Raw genomic sequence first — 25,731 nt, forward strand, 5'->3', positions numbered from 1 at the left:
TTTATTTAATTTCTTATTTCTAAATATCCCCCCCCCCTAGATATTAAAATGAAAAGATTTACGTCCTTAGCTGGCTATAGCTATTGTTTGTTGACGAGGTTCTCTAATTAACATTGCTTGCTTTTGTACAACTTTGATTTGTTTAATGGTATCAGTAATTTGTTTTGCTTTGTCTTCCGGAATACCAATGCTTTCAGCCAAAGATTCATAACTACCACTGTTAACCATTTTACGTTCACTTGCCGAAAGACGAGAATTAACTTGCTGTAAAAAAGCGCTAATCTCTTTGCAAATAGCAACATTTCCTTCTATTTTTAAAGCACTTTCACGTTCTTCTTTTGACATACCAAGATAACGCTGTATCTCTTTGCCAGGTAAACTTACCTCTTTTGCAATACGGTATTGTTCTTCTCTATGTTCTCTCAAAACTTCTTCTTTAACAGTTTTCAAATCACTCCCATATCTCAAAATTGCTTCACTGAGTGCAGAAAGACTTTTTTCAGCTTTATTACGTTTTGGACTCTTTATTCCATATCTTCCAAAACCTGCAAGCTTAGCAATAGATTTAGGGTTGTGTAAGATAGTTTCAGAAAGCATTTTCGCTGAATTTGGATTATCATGAATTCGTTCTAGACGATTGGTTAATTTTTCACGGTTTCCAAATACAACTCTTGCCAAACGTTCAATTTCTTTTCTTTGATGTAGAACATAAGAATTACATACGGTCTTTTCCATAATTTTAAAGTCTGTTAAATCGCGTAATTCTTTTCCTGGGATGAAAACATCACTAAGCTTACTAAGAGCTTTAAAGCTGATTTTATCACCTAGCTTTAATTTTTGGAACTGCTCCCTTGGAATAACACATTTATTGCATACAATCAAAGAATCCCGTGTTTTTATTATAACAGTATCTAATTGACGACTTTCATAGACACCTGTATAGGTTTTTCCTGAGATTGGTGTTGTAATAATTCCTCTTGCAATCTCTTGCGCTTCTTCAGGTTTCATTCTATTTATAGCTGTTTTCAAAGCCTTGATGTTTTCTGGATTAGAAGCATCTTCAAACAGATGTTGCATAGGCTGTAAATTGTCATTTGCTGCACTAACAATTGCATCTTCCATACGCTTTTGTGTCACAACTGAAAAATCAAGCTTTTGATTCTCAGCTTGAGAGAGTTTATCCACAAATAACCGTTGTACAATTCCATTGCCCTCTACGAAAGGACGTGCATGACCAAGTAGTGCATAAATAGTTGCTATATCTTCACTAAGCGGTTCATTTTTATCTGAAACTTTTTTTTGTGAGGTATTTCCTGCTTCGTTTCTTTGAGCTCTTTGAGCAAGCTTTGCATCAAGTTCATTTAAGCATTTTGAGAGCTTTTCATTAGATGCAAAGGGAGAATTTTTATCATTCACTAACATGGTAGCAATTTTACCATTTGACATTTTAATCGGCTTATCACGGGTTTGTCCAGCCCAATCAAATACATTTCCAAATAAGCGTTTGTGAAGTCCTTTTAGGTAAAGCTGATCAACTTTTTGAGGTATCGGTTCTTGATGCACATTAACAAGTTCTTTCGTCACTTGATGCGCACACTTTATCTTAAGTTTCTGGTGATCTTGTATCCCAAATTTATTTATTAACGTATAGGGATCTCCAGATTCAGCATAGGTGTAGTTAATACTGTTTTTCAGTAATGATTTTTCTGCGTTTTTGAAAGTTTGAGAATCTTTTATCGACATGATTTCTCCTCTATGACGTTATGTTAAAAAGTATTAAATCAACTTGCAGTAAATACCCCCTTTGCGTATCTTTCTAAAATTTCAAAAGAAAATCTCCTTTCTTATTATGTGATTACCAATAGCTTAATAACTCCTTCATTATATTTTCGTAATTGTTGCAATATGATAGAAATCAAATCAACATTTACATTTAACTTCCACATAGTCTTTTTTATCTTGTAATCAGTTTTCAATTCATAAAACAGGAAACATATCACCGTTTATGCTATTATTATATCTTTAGAACTAAAGAATTAATAAGGAGCATTTTGTTCTTTTCCTTCATAATAGTAATATTGTCAAGTAGTAGAATCTTTTTTATTCTTTTATCGATTGATCTTACTGTTCAATAATTTTTTACCATCTATGGATGCTATTTTAGGATGATAGGTGGAATATTAAAATTATAAGAATGCCTAGAAATATATTGATATCTGTAAGGAATATCCTATGAATGCTAATTAGCTTTTCAGCATGAGATTTTATAATTGAGCTGGAATTATTTAACAGAAGAAGTAAAAATTCTTAGTGATCAGAATTTTTCACAAGGGTTTTAAAATTGAATTTTATAATATTTTTTGTAAACAATTTGTATTTTTTTAGCTTTTTGTTTCATTTTTATCACTGTTTTTTAATTTTTATAAAATTGTGTTTTTCTGCAAATCCTATGATTTGTTGTGATTAATAAACCTACTTCTTAATTAAGGTGAGAGCTTCAAAGATTAAGATTACTTAATTTGTATGAACATGTTCAAACTACTGGAGACTTAGCAATTTCTATAATGTTATGATATAAGAGGATATTATAATGAGAGTTATTTTGTGTTTATGCGCTTAATTCAATATTCATATACATCGTGGTAATTATGTCATTATTTTTTCCTTTTATACTTGGTAGTTTTTTATAAAGAATTGAGGTATGCATTAGAGCATGGGGTCTGAGGGGAAATTAAAAAATCAAAGTAAACAATTAATTGGTTTTATTGTGTTTTTATGTATAGAAAATTATTAATGAATTAATGATATTTATATTCAAGGTTTAATTGTTTATGATCGGAGAACTCGTCTATACAATAAGATAGCCATTGTATTGGAGATCGAATGATATTATGGAGCAAAAAGGCATTTTACGATTTCGTGAAGAGTTAGCAAGCCTTGTGTTGAAAATGCGCAGTAAAGGCATTGATGATATAAGCTTTTTTGCAGCATTAGAGAAAGTTCCTCGTCAGCAATTCGTTTCTGCTTCTTGGCTTAATAGTGCTTATGATAATAAAGTTATACCGATTGAATGTGGAGAATATATTGAGCGTCTAGAGGAGCAGCTTTTGATTCTTTCCGCATTATCGTTGAAAAAAACGCACCGTGTTTTAGAAATTGGTACAGGTTCAGGTTTTTGCACTGCCCTTATGGCTTGTCTTAGTGATCGTGTGACAACAGTTGATCGTTATAAAACACTTATTGATTTAGCACGGCAAAGATTTCAGCATTTGGGAATTGAGAACATCATTATACGGCAGATTGATGGAAGTCGGGGCGTTACAGGTTTGGGATCATTTGATCGTATTCTCATTTGGCCATCATGCCCTAATGAACCAAAAGAATGCCTAGAACTTCTGGCGGGAAATGGGATTCTCATTCAAGCTATTGGGCCAGATGAAGGGGTACAAAAAGTGATGCGTTATACAAAGATTGGTAGCCAGTTTGAACGCTCAGAAATGTTTCAAGTACGTTATCAACCCTTCATTGAAAATATTGCGGAAATTTTGTAATTGTGAATTTAAGATATTGCTAAATATTTTGTCTATTCTACCTAATAAAAAATACATTTTGATTTTATTAAGGGGTATTTATGGATATTTTTTTAATTTTAACTCTTAGGTAAGATTAGGAAGCTTTAATAGAATGATTTAAATATTGGCTAGTGAGCAAAACTATGTATATAAGGGTTTCAAGTAGCATTTTAAAGTGTACTTTTCTAAAAGCTGCTCTTTTGATGGTGATATTAATAGCTACTGGTTGTAGTTCCAGTACGCAGCGTTTTTCTGGTGGTTCTTATAATAATATTACTCCTACCCAGTCAACTACATTCATGACTATGACTGATGATCCGCGAATGTTATCACAAAATGTTGAAATACAAAGCAGTGAATTGCCACCTGTAGAATCAAGTAGTATTTCAGACGCTGATTACAATTCCCCATATAATAATTCTTCAAGGCAAAAGGAAGTTTTTTATCCTGATAAGAACAAGCATTTTTCTGATGGTCAGGTTATGGGGATACCGCCTCAAAATCTTGGAACTCTTCCTCGTTCACAGGTGAATAATGGTTCTGTTTTTAAAAAGAATTCTTATATTGTGCAGAGTGGGGATACATTATTAAGTATTGCGCAACAGTTGGGTGTCAGTGTTGATGCGTTAAGGTTAGCTAATGGTATAAACGCTAATTCTATTTATATTGGTCAGTCATTGATTATTCCAGGTCAAAGTACAAAGATGGCATCAAATATTCAAAATAATATTTCAGATGCATCAAAAAATGTATCTTCATTTCAATCTAAGACTGTATCTCCTGTTAAACAGGGTAAAGCTCCTACATCTGTAGCTCAGACTTCCGTAAAAACTATGCCTGTAGTTAAAAGTGATACGTTAAACATTGAAAAAAATTCTCCTACACAAGCAACAACACATAAGTCTATAAATGATACGTCAGATCAAATTATTGACCCAAATGATATTATAACTCCACAATCGACAGGTATTTCTAAGATGCGGTGGCCTGTGCGAGGACGTTTGTTGAGTCATTTTGGCGAAAAGAAAGGAACTGCAGTTAATCGAGGAATAGATATTATGGTTCCTGAAGGATCATCAGTAAAAGCTGCAGAAAATGGTGTTGTTATTTATGCAAGTAATGGGTTGAAAGAGCTTGGTAACGTTGTCATGATTCGGCATGAAAACAATATTATTACTATTTATGGGCATAATAGTAAGCTTATTGTTAGTAGAGGGCAAAAGGTACGACGTGGTGATGAAATTGCAAAGTCAGGTTTTTCAGGAGACGCTAAAACACCACGCGTTTATTTTGAAGTACGTAAGAATTCTCTCCCTGTTGATCCTGCTGAATACTTAGAAAATTAAATCGGTTGCCGTTTTATCTTTTCACTATAAAACTTCATCCTTTAGATTGGAGATATTAAGGTGTGTATTACTTCATTCGAAAGCCTATGAAGTAATTGCATAAGCGATCAGCAGGAGGAGGAACATGCAGGAAAAGGTTTATATGTTTCAATATAGGTTCTGCTTATAGTAATTCTCATCTTTTAAGCTATAGAGGAGATCAATTAAAATAATTCAAGATCATATGAATTCATCTGCTTTGTTTCCAAATATAAGCTTCCTTGTGATGTTATTTAAGTTCTTGTGTGATTAACTTAAATAGTATTTCAATCGTTAAGTGGTATTGGTTGTCGAGGATAATTATTTATTTAATAGGTGAGATAAGAGCGTTATTTCGAGTTGTGTTATTATTGATAGTCATTGAAAGAATAGGCTATTCTAATTCAGTTCTTCTAAATTTTACGGTTAGTACGGTTAGGAAGAAACTAACAAAGCACGACAAAATACAGATTCTACAAGTGTAGGATCTTGTGAGAATATGGTTGTCAATAGGAGGTACAGTAATTATTATCTTAAGTTATAGGATAGTTCTCATAAAGATTTAGCAAACGTTTTAAATGAAGGGTGAAAGACATTTGATAATATTTTGTTCAAGCATTAAAATGGACAAAAAATATGGGTTTACTTTAAACGTAATCGTGCAATCTTTCATAAATAGTTTTTAAATTATCAATTTTTATAAAAGTATGAAAAACTATTGCATTAAAAGTTCTACAGCGAACCACAGTAGGAGCAACTGGTTAAATAAATGACTCATAAGTACACCTCCGCAGCTTACTATTCCAACTATAAAAAAAGCTGTAAACCATGATTTTAAAAATATGACAATAAAAGAGATGATAGAAGAGATGATGAATGCGTGAGTAATAAATGTTGGTTTCAAGAGAAAACAATTGAAAATAATTGAAAAAGTGGCCCATATTCCAATACCACACATAATGAAAGCTAAGGGGATACTTATTGTTATTGTTTTTGAAAGTAACACTAATTTCATATAAATGGCATTCCTTTTGTTGATAATCAGTTTCTAAGCCTTTTATAGATGATTCATATAGATTTTATCAATATATAGTATTTTTCTATTGACAATGTTTCAAAAATAGTGTCTAAAAGCATCATATTATTGTCTGTATTGTAAAATTCTGAGTTTATAGTTCTCGAAAGTTCTTGCTTTCGGGTTTTTTTTTGGAATATATTAAGGATCTTGTTATCTAGGAAAGTGCAAATGCTATTCTTTTTAATAGAATGAATAGTATTCTTCTTGGTATTTAGCTAGAGCGTTTAAGGAGAACGTAAATTAAGAGTACGTGTTTCTTGGAGGACTCTATTTTAAAATAACTGAGAAAGTCAGTAAAAATATGCAAAAAATGGAATGATTGCTGTATTTGGAATAACATAATTTTCAAGTATTATGCTGTTTAATTTAGAGAAAAGCTGGTATTTATATGATATCCGGAAAAACGAATGAGATCTATTTTGGAAACTTTTGTTCGTTGCTTTCTTTTTCTTAAAATTTTATTCCTTTTGAAAAAGTTACAACTATCTGATGTAGTTTTACAGTATTTAGATGGGCTTTTTTCTTCCGAAGCAAAAACTTATTTGTAAAGTGAGAGATACTTGAAGTTTAATCTATAGGAGATAAAAATGTTGATTACTAATGCTTATGCTCAGGCTGTAAGTCATACGTCGAATGGAACATCATTTATTACCTTTGTCCCTTTCATTTTAATTTTTGCAATTATGTATTTTTTAATTATTCGTCCACAGCGTGCGCAAATGAAAAAGAGACAGGAAATGCTTAATGCTGTGCGTCGTGGAGATACAGTTATAACGGGTGGAGGTATTCTTGGTAAGGTTACAAAAGTTTATGATGAAAGTGGTGAGCTAGAAGTTGAAATTAGTGAAGGTATACGTATTCGCGTTATTCGTTCAACATTAGCAGATGTTCGGATTAAAGGTGAGCCATTATCGGAAGAAAAATCAAAACCTAGCTCTAAGATAAAAGCACCCAAAACTTCTGAAAGTAAGGTGGAAGTGAAGAAAAGTGTTTCTGCACCTAAAGTAAAAAAAGTAATACAAAAGAAAAATAAACCAAAAACATAGTTATGTTATATAATTATTTTATTATTCAAGGTATTTGTTATGTATAATCAAGTTTTTTGAAGAAAACAGATAGGGATGATTTTATTTGTTTATGTTATGGGTGTTCGTTATATTTTATTGCAAACTTTTTGATATTATTTGCAATTTTGCTTAGGGTACTGTCTTCTTCTTATTTTGGTAATATTGGTGTCAAATATTTTACGCATCTTTGGTGATGTGTTATAATCTACGTTAGTTAGTTTATTATTTCCTCTTACTAATTTAGGAGAGAAAAATGCAATTGGGTTTCCAAAAATAAAGGATGCCTACTATGTCATATGCAATTCAGATTCGTGAAGCACATTTTCCAGGGCGAGCGCCTATTGATGCTTATGGGAATGGAGGATTTCGTTTCGCAGATATGTCTCATAAGGGTTCGATTATTTGTTTACCATCGGGTATTTATGGTATCGACATGGCAGGACCTCTTCCTACACAGGATAATCTTTCTCGTATTTTGGAAGAAGCAGATAAGATTGAGATTTTATTGATAGGTACTGGACTTGAATTATTGAGTTTACCTGAAAAATTGCGGTGTCTTTTATGGGAAAAGCATATTTCGACAGACACAATGAGCACGGGAGCTGCAGTACGTACATTTAATGTTTTGTTGGCTGAAAATCGTTCAGTTGCTGCGTTGTTATTTGCGATAGAATGATATAATTAATAAAATCAGTATGTTAATTAAATATGAGGGATTTTCGTAATTATTGTTCTATTGGATCTTTTTGTTCTTGTCTCTTTTTTTTAGAGTGTTTTGATCGCTTCTAAAGCTAACTTTTTATGGCTTGCCCCCTATCGTGTAAAGAGAGGCCATATTATTTTATAAAAGATCTTGTTGAATTGCCCATTTTAAAAGGTTGTTCATTATTCTCTGAAAGCTTTTGGTGTTTTTGTGTCGTTCAACTTCTGCTATAAATGACATTTTATAGAGGATATTTTTTGAAGAGCAATAGACAATAATAAAATGATGAATAACACAATAAAAAGAAAAAATAAAAAGATAAATAAATTAATTTTTTCAGATATTTATAATGTTTTTCTATTGAAAAGTTAGAAGGTTATATGCTATATAAAAAGAGTATTTTTGTGTACACAAATTTCATTTAGTGAGTTCTTTATTTTCCTTCAAAAAGGATACAAACATGCTTAATAAAGTATTTTAATTGGCTATCTACGAGTAGATCCAAAAAGAAAAATGATGTCTTGCTTTATAAAGTATTACCGTTACAGGTTACGGGAGAGGATAGGGGGTGACCCAGATGATAGGGCACGTGAAAATAGCGCCTTTGGTTCAAGACAAATATCCAGATTTAGAACAGATCACAAATTATCTTCATGAGATTGCGGATAATTCATTAAAAGTGCGAACAAGTCTTTATCCACAGTCGGAAGATTCTGCACTGAGAGAACAGCAAATTGGTGCTGAATTGCGTCAAATCTGTCAGCAGGCCAAAAAGCCGGCCTTAACCCATCGATGTGCTTGTGCAAAAAGCAAAAGCTTTTGGCTATAGCGGCCCCCAGAATAACAATGAGGTTGAAGCTCTCCAAGAGCGTAACACAGCAGCGTGGATTTTAGCCGCATGTGGTGGGCAGGTTCCCTTGGTCGGTATTGATATGAGAACACTTTCTTCCATGTCGGAAGATGAAACTGCTGCATGGGTTGAGAATAATAAAGAAAAATTTGAATACATCATGGACAGGGTGTGAAGAGATGCGCAGTGGTGTAGAAGAGATAACCAAGTGGTTGTGGCTGCTTGGTTATGCCGTAAGGCTCATTTGAAGACAAAGAAAGGCATTTTAAAATGGCAACAACAGAAGCAAAAAATATCAATCATCCCTTAGCCGTTAAGATTTGGTCTAAGCTGCTTAGCGCAGAAAGCTCAAAAGCGACATCAATAGCTCCTTTGATGGGAACAGATGAAAATAGTATCATTCAAGTTGTGGATGGTTTGAATAAAACAGCGGGTGATGCAGTCAAAACTAGATTATGTGCTCAGCTTATAGGAGGTGATGTGACTGAAGGGCAAGCACTGGAAGGGAATACAACACTTCTTCTGAATGAAACAGTGCGGCTCAATGAGCTTTCTCATGCTGTGCGTTTTAAAAATAAAGAGATAATTGATCAACAGCATATTCCCTTTAATTTGCGTGAATATGCCAAGGATGGATTTGTTGATTGGTATGCTGATCGATTGAGTATGATGTTCTTTATCCAAGCTGCTAGGTATACAGCTCCGTGGATGAAGTTTGATGGTTATACAACAACGATAAAACCAGTGCATTATGGTTTTAATGAGCCATTAGAGCCGAGTAAATTGCGCATTTTTCGCTCAGGGAATAAAAAGGCTGATGAAGAGCTCACAAAAGACGATGAGTTTACATTATCTCTTATTGATGATGCTGTGAAACGTGCAAAATTGGCTAATCCTAAGATTAGATCGGTACATGTCAATGGAGAAAGTGTTTATGTGATGTATCTTCACCCAGAACAGGTGATGCAGTTACGTACCAATACAGATGCTGGCCAGTGGCTTGACATTACCGAAGCGGTTTGTAGTGAAAGCCGCGCTAAAACCCCGATTTTTGATGGTTCGTTTGGAATGTATAATGGTATCATTTTACGAGAGTCTGAATATGTTCCTCATGGTGTTCATTCAAAAACGCAGGAGCCTGTTCTTTCTGTTCGTCGTGCTGTTTTGCTTGGTGCGCAAAGTGTCATCTTAGCTTATGGTCGTAAGGATGAGCCGCGTTATCATCTTGTAGAGAAATTATTTGATTATGATAGCGAATTTGGCATTGCTGCCAAAACCATCATTGGTATGAAAAAATCACGTTACACTTTGGCTTATTCTACGCAAGGAGCGCAAGATTTTGGCACGATAGTTATCCCCTCTTTTTCTAAAGAAATATAAAAATATTGAGCACATAAATAGGATTTAAACTATAAAAAAACATCTCAAAAAGAAGTCATTATTTGCAATAATTGAAGAAAGTTTCAAAAATATTTGTTAGAATCAAGAGAATATTTTTTTCTAACAAGACTTTTAAAATGCTTACATCATTTGACAAAATCTTATGCAAACTTCGTATTGATCACTCAGAATGCCTTTTAGATATGGCTAAAAATTAGATTTATCTGTAGCATTTTTTCCATCGAGATTAGAAAAATCTATACCTGTTTTAATAGAACAAACGATCATCAAGCTCTACGCTTTAAATCAAGCAACAGCTTATCTTTTAATAAAAGAAATAGATGCTTGGAGCAAGAGCTTGATAAGCAAATCTTCTGATTCATGTGATCGTGAAATTGTTGGTATATTTATTAGAACATTTGATAATTTTTCATAACAGAACTTAGAAAAATTTAAAAAGTTATTAGAGAAAGGTGGCAAAAAATGGTATGTTTTGTAGAGGCATATTAGGAACTCCTATTCCCTTTTCTCTCACATTTATTTGAGAATTCCTAAATTTAAAAAATATAATAAAAAATAATTTGTATGATATAAAAAAGGTATTGATGGTGTGATAGAGAATGGCAAATTTTCTTCCTTATTGTCTTGATATTTTACGTAATACAGATCGTGATCGTTATATATCAGTTTTATTTGCACCCAAACAAAAACGCAGAGCATTAGCCGCTCTTTATGCTTTTAATGCAGAGATTGCTCGTATTCGCGAAAGTGTGCGTGATCCCCTTATGGGAGAAATACGATTACGTTGGTGGCGCGATTCTATTGCTAACGATGAACAACAAAATAGTGAGAGTAATCCGATTTTAAATGATTTATTAAAAACAATTACTTTGTTTAAGTTATCCAAGATAACTTTTTTACACTATTGTGATGCGCGTATTTTTGATCTTTACAATAATCCAATAGCAACTATTCACGATCTTGAAGCTTATTGTAGTAAAACAGCAAGTACAATATTGCAGTTGTCTTGCCAGATATTAGATTTTGATGTGGCACCAAATTTTACAGATGCTTGTAAATATGGGGGAATAGCTCAAGCGTTAAGTGGTATATTACGTCTTTTACCATTGATGCAATTACGATATCAATGTTATTTCCCTACCGATATGTTGGAGGCTTTGGGGATAAGTCGGGAAGAGCTAAATTCTAATTGTATCAATGATAAACAAAAACAACAGATTATTGAGGCTATGGTAGCATTATCACGAGATTACTATCTTAAGTTTTATGATTATTCTGTTACTTTGCCTAAAACGCTTAAACCAGCATTTCTCCCACTAGCAGTTACGCCGGCATCTTTGCAAAAAACAGTACAGTTGGGAGCAAAAGTTTTTCAGGAAAATACAACTTCATTATTACTGTATCGCTATTGGTTGATCACAAAAGCAGCGATTAGTGGTCATTTTCCAAAATTATTTTAATAATAATTTTCAGCTAGTTAGCATTTTAAGTATATTTTATAATTAACTTCATGTGAGTATAGATTATTAACAACTATATTCAGTAGTAGAAAAGGGGGCTTTTATACTCAATTATTTGCTCATATGCCCTTGATAGTGATTGAGCATATCGATCAGTGGATTACAGCGGTCTTGTTTAGAGCAAATATTGATAGAGAGTATATGATCAATTTAAAAGCATAAGAGGTAATTTATTGTTATGTTTTTAAGTGGTTATATTTATGATGCCGCATTCACCATTTTCACTGCCAAAGGCAAGGTAATGGCCTGTTTTATCCCAATTGAGTGCTGAAATAGCGCTCTTGCTACAAAGTTTAAGAAATATTTCTTTTCCGTCACTAAAATGTACACATGAAATTATTCCATCATTAAAGCCAATAGCTACAATTTCTTTACTTGGATGGCATGCAACTATACTAACAAGCGCATTTGCTCGTATACCAAGTTCTAACGGTGCTTTGCCTATTGGACCATCTTTCGTATGAAAAGGCCAAACGATTGCAGCTGATGCACCTGATGTTGCTAACCATTTTCCTTTTGTGCTCCAAGACCAGCTTTTAACTTTGCTTGGATAGCCACTCATGCGTAAATGTTGTTTGTCAGCAAGACGCCAACCATGTAAAGCATTCTCTTGCATTGTGGAAATTACATAATGATTATCTGGTGAGAAAATAACATCACAGTGTGCTCCTTTCCATTCTAATGTGGTTGGCACTGTTTGCGTCAACAACCAATGAAGGGTAACACCATTATAGTGAGCAACTGCAAGTCGTAATCCCTTCGGAGCGAAAGCTAAACCTTCTACACTGTATTTATGATAAAACTCTTGTAAACCTTTACCAATATTAGTTACCATCAAACGCGAAGATGCAAAAGCAAATACATTATGTGGGCCGAAAGAAACACTGTTTATCCATTTGCCTTTTTGTATGCCCAATATCTCTATGCGACCATCTGTTGTTGTTTTACATATTTTCCCATCTTCTCCACCTGTTATAATAGCTGTCTTATCAGGAGAAAAATGGCTTGAAATTATGCCTTTATGCACTTCAATAATTTGTGGGTTTGGTTGAAGGAAAACAATCAAACCTTCTACTGAAACAAAAGCTGGCTTATCGTTAATAAAACCACAAGATAAACAATAACTTTTGAGATTGTAAGGAGTAATGCTTGGCATTTTGACTCGCTTATATGCAATTTTCAAAATCAGTTTTTAATTTCTCAGCATCGAGAGAACGACCAATAAAAACAAGCCGGCTTTCACGTTTTTCATTTTGACGCCATGGGCGTTGATGTTGTCCTTCAAGAAGCATATGTATACCTTGGATCACATAACGATCGTCATCTCCGTGAAATGCGATAATACCTTTTAGACGTAAAATGTTAGGACCTTGTTCTTGGGTAACTTGTTGAAGCCATGAGAAAAATTTTTCTTTTTGAAGAGCACCTGTTTTTAAACTTATAGAGGTTATCGTAATATCATGCATAAGTGATTTATGGCTGTGCCCATGATGATGTTCATGATCACATTCGGGACTACATACATGATCGGGATTTTCGTGATTAAGAAAATGAGGATCGTTTTCTAGAATTCGTTGTAAGTCAAATGAACTACGATTAAGAATTTTATTAAGAGGAATGTTTGCACGTTCTGTTGCATAAATAATGGCATTGGAATTAATGGTATAAATAAGTGATTCAATATGTGCTCGTTCTTCTGCACTGACAAGATCAATTTTATTGAGCAAAATGATATCGGCGAAGGCAATTTGATCTTCTGCTTCGCGGCTTTCTTTCAGCTGAAGTGGCAGGTGTTTTGCATCAATTAACGTAATGACACTGTCAAGGGCTGTTTTATCACGTACAGTATCATCCATAAAAAAAGTTTGTGCAACTGGAGTAGGATTAGCAATTCCTGTGGTTTCTATAATAATAGCATCAAATCGATTAGAGCGTTGCATTAGGCTTTCCAAAACGCGGATAAGATCACCACGCACTGTACAGCACACACAACCATTGTTCATTTCATAAATTTCTTCTTCTGATTCAACAATCAGATCATTATCAATACCAATTTCACCAAATTCATTGACAATAACTGCGTAACGTTTGTTATGATTTTCATTTAAAATACGATTAAGAAGGGTAGTCTTTCCTGATCCAAGATATCCTGTAAGGACTGTAACAGGAATTTTAGGAGATGTATTGGGTATTGTTTTCATAATTATATCTTTCATTGTAATGCATCTATTTTAAATTTCTTGATATCGTCAAGTAAAGCGCGAAGTCCACAGAGAACATGGGAAAAAATTGCTTTACCTGCTTGTGCTGTTGCTTGGCTTGCATTTCCTGCTACTCCTTGTTCATTAAGATCATGCATCATCCATCCAAAAGCATGAGGTCCATAGGCTCGTAAATATTGATAATTTTGAATCATCTCAGCTTGCTTATTATGAAAATTTTCTGTTTTTTCCATATGTACTTTTTCTGGTGCTAAATAGAGCATTAAGGAGGTTTCAATAAATCCACCATGGATATCAAGATGTATCTGAGATGGGTCCATTAAGCCTTCTGGCAATCCGAAACGACTCCAACTTGTGGCTACTGCAAGCATTGAAAAACGTTTTCTTAATTCTGTAATGACGATATTCATTAAAGGCGCATTGCCTCCATGAGCATTAAGGATAAGAAAACGCCTGATGCCTTTATGATAACAATGTTCACCAATGTTGATCCAGCGTTCTATAGCCCCAGAAAAGGTCAATGTTTGTGTACCAATAACATTCATATGTTCTACAGAATAACCAATTTTTTCAACTGGTAAAAGTGTGATTTGAAATTGCTCTTTTGTTTCTAAGGTAAGTGCTTTTGCAAAAGATTCAGCAATAATCCAGTCTGTTTCAAAGGGAAGGTGATTGCCATGATATTCATGTGCGCCCAGAGGTAAAAGGGCGAGAGGAAGGAGATCAGATACCATAAATTCATTGCCAAAAAGAAGTGAATAGATTCACATGATACAATATGATGGAAATAGTTTTCTTCAACTTTAGTCCATATACAGAAGAAACGCAAATATAGAGTGTTTTTTGCATCGAAATATGTATGAAGTAAAATCAAACTTTATTTGAGCTGATATTATGAATTATTTAGGTTGCCTCATTAATTTTAGAGCAATTAATTCTGAGGAATATTAAATATTCTGGGTAGAATTATGCTGCTAAAGGTAATGTATATTTATATATTTGAAAGATAGAAATTTCTTTTCGATTTATATGAAGAGAAAATATAAAGTTTATACTAGAATTATGATTAAGAAATTTATTAAATATCAATAATAAAATATTCATTTATTTATAAAAAAGTTTAAACTTTCCAAGGAAAACCGATACAGAAAATAATGTAAAAATTGCTAGTGATTTAATAACGTGTTTCACCGAAGGTTTTAGAATCTATAAAGAGGGGCCATTCTAAAAAATATATTAAGAGCGTTCAATATCTTATCTAAAATAATTGAAATAGCTCTAGAACAATGAGCTTTTAATGTTGAGAATTCAAGATTCAACTATAAAATGAGCGATGAGAAAATTTATAATATATAATTATTTTAATAATGACGATGGCTTTATAATCGAGATAGAAAAGCTAAGAAAGTAGAATGAAGCATGAGTGAAATTGATTAGTTTAAAAGATCATTTTCGTAGTTATTAAATAATGTGGTTATTGTTTATATTTTTACTTTATAATTAAGATAAGAAAAACCATATAAATATTTGAAAATAATATTTTATTTTTTCTTTTAAAAGCTAAGATTTGTCTTATGATAGGCTGAGTCTGGTTAATTTACGTTTAAAGTGCTGCTATTTTTAATAGAATTGCAGTAAATTTTCATTTGAAAATAGCTTAATATCGATTTTGGTAGCAAGAAAACATCTGATAAATATACGCTTTATTGTTATAGTTCAAAATTTCTTTAGGGATAGACGGATAGTATACAAAGATTGTTGGGACATAATGAGGAAGGAGAAAATAGATTTAACTAAGAATGTTTGAAATTATCGTGTTCAGAGTGAATATACTTGCTACATATTACGAGCGATTACGAGGCAATGAGAAGACAAGCTTTTTCATATTTAATCACAGTCGAAAAATCGCTATGCTTCAAATCTATTTTATCTTTCAATGTGGGTAATAAAGTTAACTCTATAATAACGGATGTTGTATTCAATACATTAGAGAGTGATGCATAATGATATACCATGTCTTTTGCCAGGCTGGGAACTTTTGATACATTATCTCTTTAATCTTAGGATAGTCAAAAAAAACAAAACATTACCTTTAAAGAGGTGATCGGGAATAATGAATGACACACTGTGGCACATGTTTTATATGAATGAACTTCTGTCGATTAAGAGAAATATGATAGTTTAAAGCGGCAATAAAAAGGAATATTCAAAGGTGAGTTTGTAAGTGCTTCTTTAACGAGAATAAATTTTTATAATAATTTATTGTAGTTGTTTTATTTTTGAAACGCAATTGTTGTAGGTTGTTTATTAGCCTCTTGGTTACCTTTTACAATGATCAAAGAGGTGTGTTGTTATTTTCTGTATAGAAAATTTCCTATGCACATAGTTACGAAATAAAATGGGTTTTGCATTTTAAGATGCGTTCTAGTTGGAAAATATTGCTTCAATAATAGAAATATTGTTAGATATTTGGTCCAATGATTTATCAATATAGTGTTTCATAGTAAGCTGATATATAAGCATAAATTTACTGAAGCAGGGCTTTGTAGGAAGAATGCTTTGGCTAGAGTCTTTATCAATTCTAACTTACCTGTCTGATAAAGCTTTTGTGCGATCTTTTTTATTGTAGATTTATCTTTACATAAAGCACAAAACGTATTAAATTAAACACGAAATGTATTAAATTATGTAGAATTTACTTAGCTTTGTATTTCTCATTTTGAGTGGGAGCTTTTCATATTTAAATGCAGGGGAGAAAGTTTGAAATGAATTATGATCAAAGTATTTAATAGTTATTTATATTTTTTTACAGCAACTATTTTTTGTTTTTTTCAGAATAGTGTGAAGTCAACCCCCAACCACTCATCTGAGTGTGATGAAAATAATGTAGATTCTACGTTAACTTATAAATGTACTAATAGCGGGGAAAAAATAATCAACAATAAGAATTTTCAGGCAATAATAGCAGAAGGGAAAGGTGTAAATATTAACGGGACAAATATAACCCTTGGTGGTGTAGATAAAATGCCCAAAAAGGCTGGGAAGATTAAAAGTAATATATATGGTGTTGATGTATTGAAAGAAGGAAAAGTCGTTTTAACGCAGTCGGTCGTGAGCAATACACATGTAGCGCTTAATGTAAGCAATGGAATAATTGGTATGTACAATGGTGTGATTAAAGAGAGCAACATAGCTGTTCAGGCGTTGGGAAAACCAACGAATGTTATTTTAATTAATCCACAGATTGAGACCAAAGACGGGAAAGCAAGCCTTGTGAGTATGAGGGGAGCAAATGTTGAGGTTAAAAGTGGTGGATTAATTAATTTTACAAACAGTAATGGGGCTTATACTGCGTTGGGAGGGAAAGTCACTTTCGATAGTACTCATATTACCGGAACAGGTATGACAAAAGAACAAAAAAATTACGCTGTTTTTTATATAGATCAGGGCGGTTATATTGATTTTAAGAATGGCAATATTAACGTTATTAATGCTTTTGGCCTATTAATCGACAATACGGTTGCTACTTCTAATTCTATTTCTTTGGATTCATTGGATGAAAATTTACAAACTGATAAAAGTAATATTAACATGACGAAAGCCAATATCGAAGGAGCAACTATCGAGGTAAAAGGAGATGAATTCTACGGTATATATTTTAGAGGAGAGAATCCAGCAGGCAATACAATAGAGAGAGTAGATAATGCAATAGCAGGAGTCAAAGAGGATAAGAAAAATTTAGATATTGCAGATATTAAATTTCCCATACGACTTGTTAATTTAAAAGATACAAAACTGAACGTTGTAGGTGGTTCAGCTATTTATAGCACCGGTGCTGCAGGAGGTAATCTTAGTTTGTTTAACAGTTCTATTAGCGCTGATCATTTATTGTTAATGGCTGAAAAGAAATCTTCTGTTCTTGTCTTAGCTGATAATTCTTTATTGACAGGGGGGAGCCATGTTGATGAGAGCTCTACTGCTGAATTTTATTTGAGCGGTAATTCTGTATGGTTTTTAACACAAACAAAACAGAAAAATTCACAAGATTTAGACAATTTTTATATTTCAGTACTTGGTCTTGATAATAGTTCTATTAATTTTAAGAGATTCAAGTCTCCTGAAGCCTATAATTATAAAACACTTCACATTGGGAAAGGGGGTGGCGATGTTTATATTGCAAAGAATAATGCGCAGATTCATTTAAACGTGAGTTTAAGTTTTAATGGTTCGTTTGATAGTCAGAAAACTGACAGAGTTTTGATCCATGGTAATGTTTGTGGGGAAACTACAATTGATATACAAGCTATTTCAGAAAATCGAAGGGGAAATGTAAGTATAAGCACGAATAATATTGGAAATACTCAGGGTATTTCGCTTATTCAAGTTTCAGGTACAGCGCAAGAAGATTCCTTCAAACTGAAGGGTGATTATATTACAGTAGATGCTTCTCCTTATCGATATAAGCTTTTTGCTTATGGTCCAAATTCTAAGTTAGGGCGATCGGATCCGAGACAAAAATTGGTTGGAAAGAATGAGGAAAAAGAAGGTAAACCTAATAATAATTTTTGGGATTATCGGCTGCAAAGTGAATATATTTCTCCATCAGAACCAGAACTAGAACCAGTACCACCAGTGCCATCGCCAGAGCCATTACCACCATCGCCGAAACCAGCACCAGCACCATCGCCGGAACCACCAGTGCCCTCAGAACCTGAGGATCCGATAAAACCAGATTTACCTGCAAAAAGAGTACCGGCAGTTGTGCCACAACTCCCAAGTTATTTGCTTTTACCTCATGCTTTATTTCATACAGGTTTGGTCGATGTAAGTAATCAACATGAACTGTTGGAAATCATGCAAAGTGCTTTTCATGAAGCGGCTAAAAAGAGAAAGACAAACTTTTTCATCCGTGGTTATGGCAGTAACCATAGTTATACTTCCAATTTGTCTGTTTTTGAATATGGTTATGGAGCTGATCTTGACTATAATAATGCGACAGCAGGAATTGTATTCAATACATTAGAGAGTAAAGATAGTACTTCGTCCTTTGGAGTTATGGGCGGTTATGGTCAGCTCTCTCTTCATCCTCGTGCAGTTAAACACAGTCAAAAGAGTGTTTTTGATAAATGGTCAGGCAAGCTTTATGTGAATTTGGATCATGATACAGGCTTTTATGCGAATGGCTTTCTCTCGTATGATTTTTTTAAGGGCGATGTTGTCACTCTTTCTCGTGGAAAAACAGCAGAATTAAAAGGGAGACTTTTGAATGCTGCTTTATCGGGTGGTCAGGCCATTATCACAGGCTATCATGGTTTTATTCTTGAGCCACAGCTTCAAGTTATTTACCAGTCTCTCCTGTTTGATGAAGCGCGTGATATTGATCGGTTTGATATTGATTTAGGAAAGCATGATCAATTGATAGGGCGGATAGGTGGTCGTTTAATAAAAGCTTTTGCTTCTTCCGAAAAGGGACATGTTGTTTCTTTTTATAGCAAACTTCATGTTGTGCATAGTTATGAAAAGAAGCGGATAGTGCATTTTAAAGATGCATTTCAGTTAGGTGCATTCGGTTCTACAGTTGAAACAGGTGCGGGTGTTTATGCCCAATTGTCTAATAGGATAGCACTTCATGGTGATTTGTTATACCAACATAAATTAACCAAAGCTGGCTTTTCTGGAATTAGTGTTTCGGGTGGCTTACGTTATCAATTTTAAAAGCAAGGATTGGTTTTATATTTATCAGTTTTGCTCAAGCCCTAGAAAAATTGGCTGATAAAGCTTTATCTCTTTTGAAGATTCCTTTAGATATTTAATTTAAAGGTGTCTTTACTCTCAAAGAGGCATTGTAGCTTTTTTCAGCCATTTTTTATCTCTTTTATCAAGGTAGGGTGCATTAACTTGATAAACACAGGCATGATAGTTGTTAAGCCATTGTTTCTCTTGTGTTGTTAAAAGTTCTATGTAAAGCTTAACTCTATTTATTGAATAGTTTTCATTTAGTAAATGTTAATAGAGAAATCCAATACGTAAAAATTTACTTTTATGATAATAACTTGAAATGTGTTTATTTATTTAATATAATCCATAATGTATTCAGTTTATTTTGAAAAGTTATTGGTATTTTAATGTTGCGCGTTTCTTTTTTCTTTCTTTCTTTCTTTCTTTCTTTCTATTCCTTTACTATTCCTTTAGCTAGTCCTTCTGATCCTGTTAGTTCGTCTGAATCTGTTAAGCAATGTCAGAAAAATGAAACTGCGAACGGTAAATCTTCTTCAAGTCAGAAGACCACTATGAAATTGGGCGATCGTACTTTCCTGGTGAAAGTATGTAAAGAAAGTGTAAATGGACGGATAAGTGGCCAAACATATCAAATGGGAAATAATTCTAAACGGAATAATAGCAGTAAGAAAAACAGTGAAACTTCTAAAACCAATGGAGTAATTGGTATATATTCGAGTTCGAGTGATGAAGAGAATGGGAGTGAAGAAGAGGATAAAAAAAATACGACTAGTGATGTTGATGTAAATAAAGTGCAAATTCTAGGCCCCAAAAAACATGATGATGATGTTTATATTGGTATACTGCTCGGGGAATGGGGAACAATTGTTGCTAATGAATTGACCTTAAAAGACCTAACGATAGGTATTTCTGTTGTAGAAAATAGTTCGGTAAACGCAGATAAGACATTGATAAGTAATAATAAGATTGCTGTTAAAGCTAAGGGTTCAAGTTCTATAGTTGAGCTATTGGATACAAATATTTTAGTATTAAAAGGGGATAAAGGTCTTTTCACTACAAAAGGCGGCTCGATTCAAATGCAGGGTATAGATAAATCGGATGCAGGCATTAATTTTACTCTAAGTTCCGCAGTTTATATGAATACAGGAGAGGTTTCTTTAGAGAAAGTTAATATTATTAATGATAATACTTCTGTCCAGACGAACGAGAATGTAGATTATAGTCGTAGTGCTGCCGTTTATATGCATCCACAGAGTACTTTTGAGATGAAGGAAGGGAAAGTTCATCTCAAAAGTGGGAATGGATTTGTATTTGACTTTTCACCATATGAGGATACAGAAGATTATGAGACAGCAGATGAAGATGGTGATGAAGATGAGAGTGACGATGAAGAAGATGATGAGGAGGAGGAGAAGAAAGAGAATGTAAATCTTGAAAATGTAGACGTTAAAATAGAGGGTGATAAATATTATGGCATGTATGGAGTACTTTCTGTTAGTAATAGCCAGGACGGGGAGCCCGAAAGATTCGCAACTATTTCTTTGAAAAAAACAAATTTTATTGTTCCTAATAGTACCGCTATTTATAATGGTGTTAAGGCGGAGCTTATTTTTAATTTATCAGATACAAAACTTTCCGGTGGTCTTTTGCTAGAAGGTACTAGCGGGATTATAAACATTAAAGCTAATAACTCACAGCTCGAAGGGGGTGCTTTAATTTCTGGTTCAGCTGAAGCGCGTTTGAAATTAGAGAATAACTCGATGTGGACTTTAACAAAAAGAAAATCACGGGGTGATCGAGGGAATGAGGGAACTGATAATAATAAATCATTTATTTCTACTGTGACACTTAAGAATAGTAAAATTATTTTTAAAAAGCCAAGCGATAATATTTATCAAACACTCTCTATTGGCACAGGGAATAGTCTTGTTTATACAGCAGAAGGGAATGCGCAGCTTTATCTTAATAGTTATTTAGATCAAAGTAACTCAGCTACGGATCGACTTTTAATCGATGGTGATGTATCTGGTGTTACTGTAGTTTCTGTTTCTACAACAGTAGGAGATCTAGGAGATAAAACGGGTTCAGGTAATACCCAGGGTGTTTCGCTTATTCAAGTTTCAGGTACAGCGCAAGAAGATTCCTTCAAACTGAAGGATGATTATATTACAGCAGATAATTTACCTTATCAGTATGTTCTTTCTGCGTATGGTCCAAGTTCCCAATTAGGGCAAGCGGATCCAGGACAAAAGTTGGTTGGGCAGAATGGAAAAGAAGGTGAGCACTCTAGTAGTAATTTTTGGGATTATCGGCTGCAAAGTAAATATATTACTCCACCAGAATCAGAAGTACCGGAACCACCAGTGCCCTCAGAACCTGAGGATCCGATAAAACCAGATTTACCTGCAAAAAGAGTACCGGCAGTTGTGCCACAACTCCCAAGTTATTTGCTTTTACCTCATGCTTTATTTCATACAGGTTTGGTCGATGTAAGTAATCAACATGAACTGTTGGAAATCATGCAAAGTGCTTTTCATGAAGCGGCTAAAAAGAGAAAGACAAACTTTTTCATCCGTGGTTATGGCAGTAACCATAGTTATACTTCCAATTTGTCTGTTTTTGAATATGGTTATGGAGCTGATCTTGACTATAATAATGCGACAGCAGGAATTGTATTCAATACATTAGAGAGTAAAGATAGTGCTTCGTCCTTTGGAGTTATGGGCGGTTATGGTCAGCTCTCTCTTCATCCTCGTGCAGTTAAACACAGTCAAAAGAGTGTTTTTGATAAATGGTCAGGCAAGCTTTATGCGAATTTGGATCATGATACAGGCTTTTATGCGAATGGCTTTCTCTCGTATGATTTTTTTAAGGGCGATGTTGTCACTCTTTCTCGTGGAAAAACAGCAGAATTAAAAGGGAGACTTTTGAATGCTGCTTTATCGGGTGGTCAGGCCATTATCACAGGCTATCATGGTTTTATTCTTGAGCCACAGCTTCAAGTTATTTACCAGTCTCTCCTGTTTGATGAAGCGCGTGATATTGATCGGTTTGATATTGATTTAGGAAAGCATGATCAATTGATAGGGCGGATAGGTGGTCGTTTAATAAAAGCTTTTGCTTCTTCCGAAAAGGGACATGTTGTTTCTTTTTATAGTAAACTTCATGTTGCGCATAGTTATGAAAAGAAGCGGATAGTGCATTTTAAAGATGCGTTTCAGTTAGGTGCATTCGGTTCTACAGTTGAAACAGGTGCGGGTGTTCATGCCCAATTGTCTAATGCTATAGCACTTCATGGTGATTTGTTATACCAACATAAATTAACCAAAGCTGGCTTTTCTGGAATTAGTGTTTCGGGTGGCTTACGTTATCAATTTTAGCCTTTAAAGATTAGTCTTGTTTTTATTTTGAACAATTAAACAGTTATTTGTGAGTTTAGTTAAGTTGTTTAGCCAAATTCACAGATATTTTGATTTTATGCGTAGTTAATCATTTTGAAATTCTTGTTATTACTTTTGATCATTCTATGAATGGAGCTAAAGTTGAAACGCATATTGCTTTTAATAATGTTGAAGGTGGTAAAATAGCTGCTGAGGTTTTGTTTGAAATTTAGGTGGAAAAGAGAAAGTTATCGAACTAGGAAAGAATTTCTTGAGCGTTCGTCGCACGTGAACGAGGACAGGGTTTTAATGAAGCAGGAGCTTCTTTAGAATTGAATATAACTGCAAAGTAATCAGCAAATTTTGATCGTATCCAAGGGATTAATATGACTGAAAATTTTTTACAAATGTATAAGGATGTTTATACTATTTTTGCACAGAATGAAGAGATGGCTTTGAGAGAGGAGTGCTTTCTATATAGGCGTGGACGTCACATTATAGTGATTGGTTTTGAGGTTACAGATGAGGAGGTAGCTTCGTAAATTAGTATGCTTTATGCAACGATTTTTTAGAAATTAAGTGAAATTTTGGACATTAGGTGTGGAAAATAGTATATAAACTCATTACAGGTAAAGCAGTGGAAAATTAATTTCTATTTCATTAAAATAGTGATAAAGAATAAAGAAAAGGACAGTAAATAAAGTTGTATGTTTCTCATAGAGAGCTTTCTAGAAAAATAAGGCAAAAAATTATATATGCCTACACTTTTTATCGCTGTTTTTAGCAATGTTGACATTGATATTATATGCTAGGTTTTTGATTATCTCTTAAAAGACGAGATACTTCGTTTAAAAATTTTTTTTATGGAAGTAGGAGGGAAGGAAGCTAATTAAAACCGTTGCGATGAGTAGAAGAGGTCTGTCTATCGGGCTTGCTAGTTAGAGTGGGAATGATGCTTTAAGAATGTTTGCTCGTTAGTACTTTGAAAATCTTCTGTTGATTTGAGCTGCAGATTTTCAAATTGCGTGTTAATCCGAAGTGGAGGAAATACAATTATTATTGCAGGGGATATCTAATATGGGTGTTAAGTTAGAAGATATCGAGTAGACAAGAAAAGTAATTTGTTGTTCTAAGATTTTGATGATGCAGCTAGAAAGTTCAATGGATTTAATATTGGCTGCAGCTAAAGTTGAGTATGACACTTAGTAGAGATTCAGTATCTGTAAATGATTTCCTCAAGAATTTTATCATTTGGCTCGTGTTATGACACTTGATGAAACAAAAACCAAGAAATTAACAGATATTTATCCAGCGGATATAAAAACAGCTCATTTAGTAGTAAAAAGTATTTTTAGAGCGTGGATTAGAAATATTTGTTATAAACATGGGGAACGAAGGAGTCTCTTTTTCACAAAGAGTAAAGCCGTTGTTGTTCTTTCTTTTAAGCTAAAGAGAATTGATACTGTTGCAGCTGACGATAGCTTTAATGTTGGTTTAGTTACTGGTTTAATAAAAAACATGCTTTTGCAGAAAGAATTCGTTTGGCAGCTGCATGTGGTTCTTTAGCAACTGCAAAAAAGGAGCATCTGATTCCGCTCTATCGTGGGAAGAAATTAATGCTCTTCTTCAAAGTCAGAGCGTAGTACAAATTCAATACATAAGATAAAAATTTTTTATTGCTGCGTTCATAAATATTAAGGTCGCAATTCTTTAATAGAAGTATTGCGTGTAACTTTTTTAATTTATTCAATTTCCATTAAGGTGTCTTTTTTGTTGAATAGTTTCGACTAGAAAAAATAAATTTTTCTGGCCTTTTGAGATTGAACGCCAGTACAGTACCATTGATTATGAACATCCTGAAATACCTAAAAACATATTGATTTTTCACAATAGTTACTTGAAAAAACTTTCAATATATCTCCGATCTCAAAAGAGAGACTAATATGATAGAAAATCAATATGTTTTTTAAACTTCTGTGATTTTAAACAAAATTTTTGGAAATGATTTGTAATATGTAATTTTTTTAAATTATTATCAACAGATGCAGATAACGCTTAATTACTTTTCCATACACAATGGTGAGATGCCATAAAAAAGCTAATTTTACCAGGTAATAAAGACCAAGAGCGTCCTTATTACCTGATAACAAGGCAATCGTGTATATTTAAAATATAAAAGCTATTGATTAGAAAGTGTTTCTTTATGTGCTATACTACGAATGAGTAAATCGATAAATAAACTAAGAGCGTAAGAGTTAGCTAGCTTTGCTTTCATATTAACAAGGGAAGTTGCTGCTTTAGGATTAAGACCGTTAGGAACACCTTGTGATAATAAGTATTGCTGTAATTTCTCATAAGAGCTTTCGATTTTTTCTTGGTTTGGCTCATCACTATTTACACTATTTGTGAGAATATCTTCAAGCCCTTCGATTTTTTTAATGAAATAGTCCCAGTCAAATTCCCCTTTAGTGTATTCAGTATCGAACATTTTACCTTGCCCAGTTAAAAGCCAATTGATATTGACCCCATACAACATACGATATGTTTGTAATACACTGAGATTAGGCTCTCTTTCTCCACGCTCATAAAAAGCAATAGAGTTTTTTGTCATATTAAATTGTTTGGCTAACGTTTCACGCGGTGGATCACCTAAGGCAATACGTATATGACGTAGACGTTTTCCAAATATAGTTTTCGCTTCTGTTTCAGGACGCGCCATGAATTATCTCCCTCAAATAAATCATTACGGTGTGGGCTTTTGTCCATAAAGGCACACAATGTACCATTATACCATTACTTTATAATAACATTTGTAGTCAACATTTATAATTTTAG

General features: G+C 33.6%; 18 protein-coding genes and 1 pseudogene. 13 read left to right on the top strand and 6 right to left on the bottom strand.

The features are described from left to right. Window positions 1-66: 66 nt before the first annotated feature. Complete coding sequence (locus BA1379B_RS01155) at window positions 67-1,743, bottom strand: BID domain-containing T4SS effector (protein ID WP_078692304.1); 1,677 nt, start codon at window positions 1,741-1,743, stop codon at window positions 67-69. 1,148 nt (window positions 1,744-2,891) lie between these two features. Here BA1379B_RS01155 and BA1379B_RS01160 point away from each other — a divergent pair. The 8 genes from BA1379B_RS01160 (at window position 2,892) to BA1379B_RS01205 (ending at window position 11,495) form a co-directional block, all read left to right on the top strand. Continuing rightward, window positions 2,892-3,551, top strand: coding sequence for a protein-L-isoaspartate(D-aspartate) O-methyltransferase (locus BA1379B_RS01160; protein ID WP_035006227.1), 660 nt, complete (start codon window positions 2,892-2,894; stop codon window positions 3,549-3,551). Between the two features lie 164 nt (window positions 3,552-3,715). Then, window positions 3,716-4,918, top strand: a complete 1,203-nt coding sequence (locus BA1379B_RS01165; protein WP_078673613.1) for a M23 family metallopeptidase — start codon at window positions 3,716-3,718, stop codon at window positions 4,916-4,918. Between the two features lie 1,683 nt (window positions 4,919-6,601). Beyond that, window positions 6,602-7,060: a preprotein translocase subunit YajC gene (yajC, locus tag BA1379B_RS01175; RefSeq protein ID WP_078673614.1), complete on the top strand. Its 459-nt coding sequence runs from the start codon at window positions 6,602-6,604 to the stop codon at window positions 7,058-7,060. Between the two features lie 310 nt (window positions 7,061-7,370). Then, complete coding sequence (locus BA1379B_RS01180) at window positions 7,371-7,757, top strand: Mth938-like domain-containing protein (protein WP_035006221.1); 387 nt, start codon at window positions 7,371-7,373, stop codon at window positions 7,755-7,757. 604 nt (window positions 7,758-8,361) lie between these two features. After that, window positions 8,362-8,613 (top strand): hypothetical protein, encoded by a 252-nt coding sequence (locus BA1379B_RS01185; RefSeq protein ID WP_078673615.1) that lies wholly within the window; start codon window positions 8,362-8,364, stop codon window positions 8,611-8,613. Next, window positions 8,579-8,809, top strand: a complete 231-nt coding sequence (locus BA1379B_RS01190; RefSeq protein ID WP_153300827.1) for a hypothetical protein — start codon at window positions 8,579-8,581, stop codon at window positions 8,807-8,809. Before BA1379B_RS01185 ends, BA1379B_RS01190 begins: the two co-directional genes overlap by 35 nt. A gap of 95 nt (window positions 8,810-8,904) precedes the next feature. Continuing rightward, entirely contained in the window at window positions 8,905-10,014 is a 1,110-nt protein-coding gene (locus tag BA1379B_RS01195) for a N4-gp56 family major capsid protein (RefSeq protein WP_078692305.1), read from the top strand. A gap of 620 nt (window positions 10,015-10,634) precedes the next feature. Continuing rightward, a complete protein-coding gene (locus BA1379B_RS01205) occupies window positions 10,635-11,495 on the top strand; it encodes a phytoene/squalene synthase family protein (protein ID WP_078692306.1) in 861 nt (286 codons plus the stop codon). Window positions 11,496-11,739: 244 nt separating this feature from the next. Here the strand turns inward: BA1379B_RS01205 and BA1379B_RS01210 are convergent, their stop codons facing one another. The 3 genes from BA1379B_RS01210 to BA1379B_RS01220 are packed head-to-tail and all read right to left on the bottom strand — an operon-like array spanning window position 11,740 to window position 14,511. Then, the gene (locus BA1379B_RS01210) at window positions 11,740-12,711 is read right to left on the bottom strand and encodes a WD40 repeat domain-containing protein (protein WP_035006218.1); all 972 of its coding nucleotides are present in this window, start codon (window positions 12,709-12,711) and stop codon (window positions 11,740-11,742) included. Between the two features lie 10 nt (window positions 12,712-12,721). Next, window positions 12,722-13,756 carry a CobW family GTP-binding protein gene (locus tag BA1379B_RS01215; RefSeq protein ID WP_078692542.1) on the bottom strand — a complete coding sequence of 345 codons (1,035 nt, stop codon included), beginning with the start codon at window positions 13,754-13,756 and terminating at the stop codon, window positions 12,722-12,724. An 11-nt stretch (window positions 13,757-13,767) separates the two neighbouring features. After that, window positions 13,768-14,511, bottom strand: coding sequence for a creatininase family protein (locus BA1379B_RS01220; protein WP_035006216.1), 744 nt, complete (start codon window positions 14,509-14,511; stop codon window positions 13,768-13,770). Between the two features lie 2,107 nt (window positions 14,512-16,618). On the opposite strand from BA1379B_RS01220, the gene BA1379B_RS01225 reads away from it, so the two are divergent. Then, the gene (locus BA1379B_RS01225; RefSeq protein WP_194284897.1) at window positions 16,619-19,492 is read left to right on the top strand and encodes an autotransporter outer membrane beta-barrel domain-containing protein; all 2,874 of its coding nucleotides are present in this window, start codon (window positions 16,619-16,621) and stop codon (window positions 19,490-19,492) included. Between the two features lie 117 nt (window positions 19,493-19,609). On the opposite strand, the pseudogene BA1379B_RS01230 reads toward BA1379B_RS01225, so the two are convergent. Next, window positions 19,610-19,768: pseudogene (locus tag BA1379B_RS01230) on the bottom strand (M24 family metallopeptidase C-terminal domain-containing protein); the annotation flags it as partial. Between the two features lie 134 nt (window positions 19,769-19,902). Between BA1379B_RS01230 and BA1379B_RS01235 the strand changes: the two are divergent. The 4 genes from BA1379B_RS01235 (at window position 19,903) to BA1379B_RS01240 (ending at window position 24,462) form a co-directional block, all read left to right on the top strand. Beyond that, a complete protein-coding gene (locus BA1379B_RS01235) occupies window positions 19,903-22,896 on the top strand; it encodes an autotransporter outer membrane beta-barrel domain-containing protein (RefSeq protein ID WP_153574807.1) in 2,994 nt (997 codons plus the stop codon). An 89-nt stretch (window positions 22,897-22,985) separates the two neighbouring features. Next, window positions 22,986-23,129 carry a hypothetical protein gene (locus tag BA1379B_RS06685; RefSeq protein WP_153574808.1) on the top strand — a complete coding sequence of 48 codons (144 nt, stop codon included), beginning with the start codon at window positions 22,986-22,988 and terminating at the stop codon, window positions 23,127-23,129. Window positions 23,130-23,282: 153 nt separating this feature from the next. Beyond that, entirely contained in the window at window positions 23,283-23,438 is a 156-nt protein-coding gene (locus tag BA1379B_RS06690) for a hypothetical protein (RefSeq protein ID WP_153574809.1), read from the top strand. A gap of 721 nt (window positions 23,439-24,159) precedes the next feature. Further along, the gene (locus BA1379B_RS01240) at window positions 24,160-24,462 is read left to right on the top strand and encodes a PfkB family carbohydrate kinase (protein WP_153300823.1); all 303 of its coding nucleotides are present in this window, start codon (window positions 24,160-24,162) and stop codon (window positions 24,460-24,462) included. Between the two features lie 613 nt (window positions 24,463-25,075). On the opposite strand, the gene BA1379B_RS01245 is transcribed toward BA1379B_RS01240, so the two are convergent. Continuing rightward, window positions 25,076-25,615 (bottom strand): helix-turn-helix domain-containing protein, encoded by a 540-nt coding sequence (locus tag BA1379B_RS01245; RefSeq protein ID WP_035006210.1) that lies wholly within the window; start codon window positions 25,613-25,615, stop codon window positions 25,076-25,078. Window positions 25,616-25,731: the final 116 nt, after the last annotated feature.

It is taken from the genome of Bartonella sp. A1379B, assembly GCF_002022485.1.
Taxonomy (GTDB): Bacteria; Pseudomonadota; Alphaproteobacteria; order Rhizobiales; family Rhizobiaceae; genus Bartonella; species Bartonella rochalimae.

Excerpts from the sequence above, each read along its gene's own strand:
- BA1379B_RS01155 (WP_078692304.1), bottom strand. The coding sequence starts at position 1,743 with ATGTCGATAAAAGATTCTCAAACTTTCAAAAACGCAGAAAAATCATTA.
- BA1379B_RS01160 (WP_035006227.1), top strand. The coding sequence starts at position 2,892 with ATGGAGCAAAAAGGCATTTTACGATTTCGTGAAGAGTTAGCAAGCCTT.
- BA1379B_RS01165 (WP_078673613.1), top strand. The coding sequence starts at position 3,716 with ATGTATATAAGGGTTTCAAGTAGCATTTTAAAGTGTACTTTTCTAAAA.
- yajC (WP_078673614.1), top strand. The coding sequence starts at position 6,602 with ATGTTGATTACTAATGCTTATGCTCAGGCTGTAAGTCATACGTCGAAT.
- BA1379B_RS01180 (WP_035006221.1), top strand. The coding sequence starts at position 7,371 with ATGTCATATGCAATTCAGATTCGTGAAGCACATTTTCCAGGGCGAGCG.
- BA1379B_RS01185 (WP_078673615.1), top strand. The coding sequence starts at position 8,362 with ATGATAGGGCACGTGAAAATAGCGCCTTTGGTTCAAGACAAATATCCA.
- BA1379B_RS01195 (WP_078692305.1), top strand. The coding sequence starts at position 8,905 with ATGGCAACAACAGAAGCAAAAAATATCAATCATCCCTTAGCCGTTAAG.
- BA1379B_RS01205 (WP_078692306.1), top strand. The coding sequence starts at position 10,635 with ATGGCAAATTTTCTTCCTTATTGTCTTGATATTTTACGTAATACAGAT.
- BA1379B_RS01210 (WP_035006218.1), bottom strand. The coding sequence starts at position 12,711 with ATGCCAAGCATTACTCCTTACAATCTCAAAAGTTATTGTTTATCTTGT.
- BA1379B_RS01215 (WP_078692542.1), bottom strand. The coding sequence starts at position 13,756 with ATGAAAACAATACCCAATACATCTCCTAAAATTCCTGTTACAGTCCTT.
- BA1379B_RS01220 (WP_035006216.1), bottom strand. The coding sequence starts at position 14,511 with ATGGTATCTGATCTCCTTCCTCTCGCCCTTTTACCTCTGGGCGCACAT.
- BA1379B_RS01235 (WP_153574807.1), top strand. The coding sequence starts at position 19,903 with ATGTTGCGCGTTTCTTTTTTCTTTCTTTCTTTCTTTCTTTCTTTCTAT.
- BA1379B_RS06690 (WP_153574809.1), top strand. The coding sequence starts at position 23,283 with ATGACTGAAAATTTTTTACAAATGTATAAGGATGTTTATACTATTTTT.
- BA1379B_RS01240 (WP_153300823.1), top strand. The coding sequence starts at position 24,160 with ATGACACTTGATGAAACAAAAACCAAGAAATTAACAGATATTTATCCA.
- BA1379B_RS01245 (WP_035006210.1), bottom strand. The coding sequence starts at position 25,615 with ATGGCGCGTCCTGAAACAGAAGCGAAAACTATATTTGGAAAACGTCTA.